Below are 2497 nucleotides of genomic sequence, written 5' to 3'. Positions count from 1 at the left end.
GCCAGCGCGAACTATGGTGTCGAGTGCTTCTAGAGTCTCATCAAGAGGAGTTGAGGCATCATCAGAATGCAATTGGTATAGGTCAACATAATCCGTTCCCAGTCGTCTGAGGGAAGCATCGATCGCATCCAAAATGTGTTTACGCGAAGCACCCTGATCCCAAGGTGCAGGGCCAACTTTACCTACAGCTTTGGTAGCCAAAATAAAATGTTCACGTTTGCCTTTGAGCCAGCGCCCAATGATTTCTTCGGTACTTCCAGCTGTAGCAAGCCCACCCCCAAGTGGATAAACATCAGCTGTATCCAAAAAGTTAATGCCAGCATCGGCGGCGGTGTCAAGGATTTGTCTGGAAGTTTCTTCATCTGTCTGCAATCCGAAAGTCATTGTACCGAGACAGAGACGCGAAACAGTCAGTCCAGTGTTACCGAGTTTGGTAGTTGGCAACGTTATATAATTGCTCATTGTCTTGCTTTTGGGTGTGGAGATTTAAATGTGGAATATTCGGGCATTTGCTTGGGGGGCTGTGGTCGCAATTCTTGGTGGACTAATCGGTTTAGGTGGTGCAGAGTTTCGCTTACCAGTTTTAGTTAGTATTTTTAACTATCCAACTCTACAGGCAATTATTATCAATCTCATTGTGAGCCTAGTCACTGTGACCTTTTCATTCATTTTTCGCAGTGGAATTATTGGTCTTGAGAATGTTTTTGCAAACCTGACAGTAATCATCAACATTCTGGCAGGCTCTCTCATTGGCTCTTATGTTGGCGTTAACTATGCAACCCAGATCAACGAACGAACATTAAATCGGGTTGTTGTCGTTTTTCTATTTTTCCTGAGCTTTGTACTGATTGGGCATAATCTCATTTTCAGTTTTCAGAGTTGGCAACTTCCAGACTTACTGAAAATCGGTATAGGCTTTGTAGCGGGAATTGTGATTGGGATATTTAGCAGTATGCTTGGTGTCGCAGGTGGTGAGTTGATTATCCCTACGATCATTCTGGTGTTTGCAATTGATATCAAATTAGCAGGAAGTTTGAGTCTTGCAATCAGCATTCCCACAATCATCATGGGTCTATTCAAATATAGAAGTCAGGGACGGCTCAAAGAAGTTAAATCAGAGCAAAAGTTTATGGTTTCAATGGCATCTGGTTCAATACTAGGAGCATTCATTGGCAGCAACCTTTTGAGGTATGTAGCAAGTTCTTGGTTGTATGTAATCCTAGGTATCATTCTACTGTTATCGGCTTTGAAGTTAGCAAGGCACAAGCCATCTGCATAATGGGAATATTAACCAGCAAAGGCATCAGTTATTACTGAATTAGAGCGATGCCACTACAGAAGCCTGACGACGACGACTCTGTGAAACCAACCACTGTTGCAATTTCGAGTCACTGTACACTTCATCAGCAATAAAATGATCGCCTTCCGGCAGTACGGTAAAATCTACTGTTCCCCCCAGCCCGCGCAAGGTATCGACAATCTGCTGTGTATCTTCAATTGACAGTTTTTCGTCTTTTGCACCTTGGAATATTTGGATAGGAATATCCTTTAGGGCAGCTAGTTGCCTTGCTTCTAAGGTTTTAGGTACACGACCAGACACCGCTACCAAACCAGCGAAGCGACTAGGATGAGAAGCAGCGATATGCCATGCCCCAGCCGTACCTAAACTGAATCCAGATAAAATCACACGGGACGGATCTATGGGTTGGGAGGTGATGAGATTATCCAACAAAGCAATTACGTCAGATTCTCGATCTAGCCAGGTTTGTCCTTCAGGAAGTTGGGGAGCTACAAAGACATAAGGTAATGGGCTGGACGAATCCACGAAACGAGGTAAACCCCATTTGAGTAGCACATTTATATCTGTACCTCGGTCGCGTGCGCCATGCAAAAACAACACGAGTGGTGCAGGTTTATTTGCTTCTTCAGAGACAGGCGAGAAAAGATAAGGCAGTGAAGCAGAACGGTGTTCGATAGGCATAGCTATAATTCCTCTATATGTTTGGTGGTCAGATACCCGACTTCTTAAAGAAGTCGGGTATCTTGTAACATCTCAATGCCTTGGCAAAGATTTAAGCTATTACAAGGTTCTTGTCTTCTTGTGGAGTAGCTACCTTAGATTCAACCGCCGTACCCTTAAAGAAGTCGGGATTAGCTTGAGTATAAAACTTGTAAGGATTATTGAATACATAAGCCTTAAAGTCCGCTTCAGAAATCACACCTTCTTGTACCAAATCCCAGCTTTCCGCTAATGGGTCGGTCAAATCTGGCACATCCCAGTGACCAACATCCGAGGAATAGATAGCGTTGATTTTCACACCCAAGGGATTGGCTTTGTTGTTGAATGCGGCTGCAATGGTGCGATCGTCAGACTCGGAACCAAAGAAGAAACTGTTCACCCAGCGATCGCGGATGTCTTCAATGGTTTCAATTCCAGCTGCGGCAAAATCTTCTAGTTCGCTACCAACGGGTGAGCGGCTATGGCGGTTGAAGGAAG

Annotated in this window: 3 protein-coding genes and 1 pseudogene; 1 reads left to right on the top strand and 3 read right to left on the bottom strand. The window is 44.3% G+C overall.

Features of this window, described 5'->3' with window-relative positions; translation table 11 throughout:
• On the bottom strand, positions 1-450 hold a 450-nt coding region (locus VE944_RS01250; protein WP_324971131.1), incomplete at its 3' end, for an aldo/keto reductase.
• A gap of 40 nt (positions 451-490) precedes the next feature.
• Between VE944_RS01250 and VE944_RS01245 the strand changes: the two genes are divergently transcribed.
• On the top strand, positions 491-1279 hold the full coding sequence (locus VE944_RS01245) for a sulfite exporter TauE/SafE family protein (RefSeq protein WP_324971129.1): 789 nt from the start codon (positions 491-493) through the stop codon (positions 1277-1279).
• A 39-nt stretch (positions 1280-1318) separates the two neighbouring features.
• On the opposite strand, the gene VE944_RS01240 is transcribed toward VE944_RS01245, so the two are convergent.
• Together VE944_RS01240 and VE944_RS01235 are read right to left on the bottom strand one after the other, a co-directional pair.
• The gene (locus VE944_RS01240) at positions 1319-1981 is read right to left on the bottom strand and encodes a carboxylesterase family protein (RefSeq protein ID WP_324971127.1); all 663 of its coding nucleotides are present in this window, start codon (positions 1979-1981) and stop codon (positions 1319-1321) included.
• Between the two features lie 91 nt (positions 1982-2072).
• A pseudogene (locus tag VE944_RS01235) lies at positions 2073-2497 on the bottom strand (amidohydrolase family protein); the annotation flags it as partial.

Origin of the sequence: Nostoc sp., from assembly GCF_035638895.1 — a bacterium.
In the GTDB taxonomy this organism is placed as follows: Bacteria; Cyanobacteriota; Cyanobacteriia; order Cyanobacteriales; family Nostocaceae; genus Nostoc.
The sequence above is the reverse complement of the archived record's forward strand: the minus strand, read 5'-3'. Positions and strand labels throughout refer to the sequence as shown.